Here is a 5,723-nt window from a genome sequence, read left to right on the forward strand (position 1 = left end):
AAATCCATGCCGAGTTAGCAGCCCTCACTGGTAACATTGAGGTGAAAAGCGGGCTAAGTCAGGGAACCCGAAACGATCGCCAGCACATGGGCGAGGCGCCGGCAATCCTGAGCTAGCATTCTTTGGAGCGTCGCCTTCGCTAAGGCTTTGGCGCACCAAGGGAGGGCAAGTGCAGAGACTCTACACCCGCCACCCCATCTCGCTTTTTTAGCGAAAGGGTGAAGATAAAGTCCGACTCTTGGGGAAACTCAAGTCAGATCGTAACCGCTTTGTCGCCGGTTCGAGTCCGGCCTCCGGAGCAAGCGTCAGAACGTATAAACAATCGTTGTCGAGACCGAACTGCTCTCGATGGTCACCGTGTCCACCACCCCCTCCGCCCCCCCCGGAATGGTGAAAGAGGCGGAACCGCCGGAATCCGTTGTGGGGCTGTCGGAATTGGAATAACCGTCCGTGCCGCTGATGCCGAAGTCAACCGTGCATCCGGAAACGGTGGGGAAAACGGTGGCGGTGACCGTGACATCTTCCCCCGGTGACGGATCGGCGGGGCTGTTGTTGGCGGAAATTGTGGCGACCTCGGAACAGGAAGACCCCTCGGCCTCGGCCCCTGTCTCTTCTTCAGTGCTGGAATTACAGTCTTCGGCGTCCTCCGCCGTGGCGCTCTCCTCGTCCGCGTCGCAATCGCTGATGTCCACCGTCACTCCGCTACTGTCGATGGTGACATCCTGCGCGATCGGCACTCCGCCGGACGGGTGAATGGTCAGGGTGCCCGTTCCCGGCGGTACGGAGCAAATGACGGCCTTGCGGCCGTCCGACAATTCTCTGACCGTTCCCTGGCATGAGGTGAAATTGCAGGTATCGCCCGACGAGACCGCGAGGATGTCATCGGAAAGAGAGGAAGAGGAACTGGTGCACCAGGTCCAGACAAGCCCGACCACCAGCCCGACGCCGACGGTGGCCCCCACCACAACCAGCACCGGCGCGCCGGCCGCCCCTGCGGCCAGACCGGCAATGGCCCCGGCGCCGGAGCTGACCACCGCCCCCACGCCGATATTGGCCACGTTAGTCAACTGGGTCTGGCGAAGCTGGTCGATGCAGGTCTTATATCCGCTGGGATCCGTTTCCGGGTCATGCTCGGCGCGGCAGTTTTCCTCCCCTGTCTTGGTGTCCCGAATCACTCCGCCGACGTCCGAGGTCAGCGTATCCACTCCGGCCGATTGAAATTTGGTTTCCAAAGCCGATAAAGAGGCTGAAACATCCCCCTGATAGGATTCCAGCAAATCGCTGTAGGTTTCGGCCGCATCGACAAAGTCATCCCCGGAAGAGGTGAAGTCATCCACCGCGCTTCGGACTTCGTCGGCGGTGAGACTGTCCAAGTCCGCTCCAAAAAATCCCTCATAGGCCTGGGCAAAACTGAAGGTTGTCGCGTTTACCTCGTCTTCCTGGTCATTCAACTCGCTGACCGTGTCGCCGAAGCTTGTCCCTCCCGATGAACCGTCGCCTTCTCCTCCGGCCCCGCAGTGTCCATAAGCCATGACAAGAAATGCCGGAAGAATCCGGCTTAAAAGCCTGAAAAAACCGTTTTTGCGCATCTTGCCCGTATTCATGTTTTACCCCCTCTCAAAATAAAAACCTATAATACCATGCATTTGAAATTGTGTCTAACGGGTTTTGGCCACGGGAAGCCCATGAAGCCCGTTATACAACATTTTCGCCAGCTTGAATTTGTAGTCGAACGGCACAGGGTCGTTGACCATCAGGGCAAACCGCGCCATGTCTCCATCCGGCAAAGGGAAGTAGCCGACATAGGTGTTGGCGCCATCCAAAGTTCCGGTTTTGGCCAGAAAAACCTTGTCGTGAATCGGGAGGAGGCCCTGATTGGCCTCAAAATATTTCAAAAGCGCCACCATTTGACGGGGAGTGACGCGGGTCTGCCGCGAAAGGCCGGAACCCTCGGCCAGGCTGAAATTGTTCCAGCCGACATTGTTTTTCAAAAAACTCTTCAGCACGCTCACCCCCTTTTCCACCGTCGCCGGCGGCCCCAACTGCCTTCCCCCCATCGCCAGAAAAAGCTGGTTGGCGGTAAAGTTGGTGGAAAAATCAAGCATCCCGCGAATCACCTCCTTAAGCGGTTTTGATGATTCGTGACGATAGATGATCTCCGCCGCAAAGGGGACATGGCCCGGCCGGATGGTTCCCGTCACGGGCACTCCCTCCTCTTTTAAAAAGGCGGCGAGCAATTCCCCGACATAGAGCCGCGCCTTTTCGGGGTTGCCTCCAAGATTAATCCGGTGCGTTCCGGCCCTTAATTTTTTGGCCATCGCCTCCGCAATGGGGGTGATCGGCGTCTGCGGTTCGGCCGAAACGACCTTGCCGTTTTTGAATTTTTTTATGTTGATGGTGTTGAAGTTGGCCAAAAGGGCGCCGTTCAAGGCGTCGTAAGGGTTGTTCGAACGCTCCACGCCGTCGATGACGATGTGCGCATCGAAATAGCTGTCGTCCAGAATAATGTCGCGGACGGCATCAACCCCCTTCGCGTCAAGGACCCCCGCGATGCGCTTGAGCTCCTGCGAGAGGAGGAGGGGATCGCCGTATCCCTTCACCGCGAGGTCGCCATCTTCGGTTTTGTAAAATTCGGTGGCGAACCGGTAGTCCCTTCCAAAAACATGCAGGGCGCAGGCGGCGGTGGCCATCTTGATGGTCGATGCGGGAATGAAAGGCTCATCGGCACGGTGCTCCAGAAGCGTTTTTCCGTTTTCGTCGGTGACAAGGACACCGCCGTTTTTAAGCGCCTTGATGAACGGGGCCTGCCAATCCCCGGCGAAGGCGGGAGAAGAAAGGAAAAGAAGGAAAAAGAAAAAGAGCCGGCGCATTTTTTCCCTCTATGCCGGAACCGCCGGGGCCGCGGCCGTTTCCCCCTTTTTCTTTTTCACCACGACGATGGCAATAATGACAAGAAGCCCTGCCACGACAAGAAGCGCCCAGAGGTTGGCGATGATCAGCGTGGCGAGCCACAGCACAAAGGCAATCGCCCCGGTAACCAGGCCGATCATCCCGCGCCCGAGGGCGCCCAGAACGGGAATTTTTTCCATGACGACGAGGATCGGCCCCAGAATCATGTTCATGCCGATCCACATCATGAAGAGCGAACCGATGCGGATGATCCAGGTGATCATCCGGTGCTGTCTTTCCAGCATGGCGGCGAACATTTCCGCCGTGCCGGGATAGACGCCCAGAAAGGTTCCCGTTTTGCGGTAGATGTGCGGGGTAATCCAGTTCCCGTCCCAATCCCCTACAACGGTCCCGGTCTTGTTGGCGGGATAATAGGCGTACGAAATCCGAAGGTCGCCGATCTGGGGAGACGCCAGTGGCGCCGCCACCGACCCGGACTGGGGGCTCGATTCGGGGCTTTGCGCCGAGGCGAGCAGTGGCAGATAGAGATATTTTCCTCCGGCGCTCAACACCGTTTTGCGCCCCTGAAAGTCGCCGGCTGTCTGGTTTTGTTCCAGACTCATGTCCGAAAGCTCGTAAAATTCGGCGTTCCCGGCGTCAAAGGCGAGTTCACCCACCGTTGCATTTTGTATCTTGAAGCTTTCATCATTTACCGTCATCGGGGGATTTTCGTGTCCCCCCGGGGTGTTGAAATTTGAGGAGTTGGAAGGAAAGGAGGTCCACTCCTTTGTGTAGGTGTAGGTCTTGATTTCCTCCTCCCCCCGTTCCTCGGTTTTTACGTCTTCGTCCCAGGCGTACATTTGCACGTTGCGTTCGAGCTGAAGGATGTTTTCGCCGGATAAACCGGGAAGGAACTGCGGATCAGTGACGCTTTCAGCGGAAGAGACAATCCCCGTGGTTTTGATGAGGGGGCTCTCCTTGATGGCGGGCGTTCCAGCCGGTTCCACTCTCGTTGCCTGTTGAACGAACTCCGCCAGATTCTGCCGCCCTTCGCCCCACCACAGAAGGGGGAAGGCGCCAATAAACAGGATGAAACCGAAAAAGATCCCCTTGATGGAATCGGCAAGCCTGCCGCCGAATCCCTTTCGTTTGGTCACCACAGAGACGACATCGGGCATAGAACCTCCTTTAAGTTAAAAGACAGATTTTAAAAGAAATCGGGCGTGGCATCAAGGCGAAAGAAAACGGGGTTTTCATCCATTAAAATTTATCGTCCCTTCGTTCGTTAATAGCCAATGATGCAGAAACTTCGCGTTATCTTGTCCGGCTTGGCCCTTTTTTTAGTCATCGGGTTCCTTCTTTATCAATCGGCCGGCCTGCGGCGCACCTCAATGATTCCGGTAAGTTCAGCCGCCCAGGAGGCCCCCGATTTTCCTTCGGGGATGGAGTGGCTTAATACCGGAGGCCCCTTGAGCCTGAAAGAGTTGCGGGGGAAGGTGGTCCTTCTCGATTTTTGGACCTACTGTTGCATCAACTGCATGCATGTGATCCCCGATCTGAAAAAACTGGAGACAAAATACGCGGACGAACTGGTGGTCATCGGCGTCCATTCGGCCAAGTTTTCCACCGAAAAGGAGACGCAGAATATCCGCGAGGCGATCATGCGGTATGAGCTGGTTCATCCGGTGGTCAACGACAGGGATATGCGGATTTGGGACGCCTACGATGTGCATGCCTGGCCGACCCTTATTTTGATCGATCCGGCGGGAAATATTGTCGGCGCCATTTCGGGCGAGGGGGTTTATGAGCCGTTGGATGGATTGATCGGACAGGTTGCCGCCGATTTTGAAAAGCGGGGGCTTTTAAACAAAAAACCGCTCACGTTGCCGCTCGAGAAAAACCGGGTTAAAGAGGCGCCTCTTTCGTTTCCGGGCAAGGTCCTGGCCGACAAGGCATCAAAACGGTTGTTCATCGCCGATTCAAATCACAACCGGATTGTTGTTGCCTCCCTGGAGGGAGAGGTCCGGGAGGTGATCGGAAGCGGTGAAACCGGATTGACTGATGGCGGCTATGCGAAGGCGACATTTAATCACCCGCAGGGGATGGCGCCGGATGGCGACACTCTTTACGTGGCCGACACCGAAAATCACGCCCTTCGGGCGATCGACCTCAAAAACAAAACGGTAAAGACGATTGCGGGAACGGGCAAACAGGCGGACCGTTTTCACTCGGGCGGTGCGGCCGGGTCGGTGAGTCTCAATTCCCCGTGGGATCTTCTGATGCATGACGGTTCACTTTATGTGGCCATGGCCGGTTTTCATCAGATCTGGAAAATGGATTTGAAATCAGGCGAAATCCACCCCTTCGCCGGAAGCGGCCGCGAGGCGCGGATTGACGGACCTTTAAATCAGGCGGCGCTGGCCCAGCCGACGGGTAATACCGAAGAAGACCAGGTCACCCCGTCGCCGGCAGATATTCCGACGCCGACCCCGGTCACCAATACCGCACCCGCGCCGCAGGCAACGCCCGAGCCCGAGCCCTTGCCGGAATCATCCTCGGCCCGGGCGTAGGACCCTGCCGTAAATATAGAGATACATATCAAGCAAACAGCAAGAAGCCTCATATAGGTGCTCTTCGAAATTTGAACGAAACTTTAACGAGACAGATAGCAAATTCTACTGATTTGACCGGGCAGCCGCAATATTTGAAGGGAGCAAATTCAAGTTAAGGGCGGAGATATCCAACTCATCCGGGAGCACTAAAACAATCCCCAGAACGAATCGCGAAGGTTATAACCGATGCCGTCCCAGAACACGCAATCGGATGTGGTGTCG

General features: G+C 56.4%; 4 protein-coding genes. 1 reads left to right on the top strand and 3 read right to left on the bottom strand.

All coding sequences use genetic code 11. The features are described 5' to 3' along the window. Window positions 1-305: 305 nt before the first annotated feature. From HYU99_11945 to HYU99_11955, 3 genes are read right to left on the bottom strand one after another with little or no spacing between them, the layout of a single operon-like run. A complete protein-coding gene (locus tag HYU99_11945; GenBank protein ID MBI2341058.1) occupies window positions 306-1,604 on the bottom strand; it encodes a hypothetical protein in 1,299 nt (432 codons plus the stop codon). A gap of 54 nt (window positions 1,605-1,658) precedes the next feature. After that, window positions 1,659-2,870 (bottom strand): D-alanyl-D-alanine carboxypeptidase, encoded by a 1,212-nt coding sequence (locus HYU99_11950; GenBank protein ID MBI2341059.1) that lies wholly within the window; start codon window positions 2,868-2,870, stop codon window positions 1,659-1,661. 9 nt (window positions 2,871-2,879) lie between these two features. After that, on the bottom strand, window positions 2,880-4,067 hold the full coding sequence (locus tag HYU99_11955) for a TMEM43 family protein (protein MBI2341060.1): 1,188 nt from the start codon (window positions 4,065-4,067) through the stop codon (window positions 2,880-2,882). 213 nt (window positions 4,068-4,280) lie between these two features. On the opposite strand from HYU99_11955, the gene HYU99_11960 reads away from it, so the two are divergent. After that, a complete protein-coding gene (locus HYU99_11960) occupies window positions 4,281-5,459 on the top strand; it encodes a redoxin domain-containing protein (protein MBI2341061.1) in 1,179 nt (392 codons plus the stop codon). Window positions 5,460-5,723 lie beyond the last annotated feature (264 nt).

Source organism: Deltaproteobacteria bacterium, from assembly GCA_016183175.1.
Classification (GTDB): Bacteria; UBA10199; UBA10199; order UBA10199; family SBBF01; genus JACPFC01.

Excerpts from the sequence above, each read along its gene's own strand:
- HYU99_11950 (MBI2341059.1), bottom strand. The coding sequence starts at position 2,870 with ATGCGCCGGCTCTTTTTCTTTTTCCTTCTTTTCCTTTCTTCTCCCGCC.
- HYU99_11955 (MBI2341060.1), bottom strand. The coding sequence starts at position 4,067 with ATGCCCGATGTCGTCTCTGTGGTGACCAAACGAAAGGGATTCGGCGGC.
- HYU99_11960 (MBI2341061.1), top strand. The coding sequence starts at position 4,281 with ATGATTCCGGTAAGTTCAGCCGCCCAGGAGGCCCCCGATTTTCCTTCG.
- HYU99_11945 (MBI2341058.1), bottom strand. The coding sequence starts at position 1,604 with ATGAATACGGGCAAGATGCGCAAAAACGGTTTTTTCAGGCTTTTAAGC.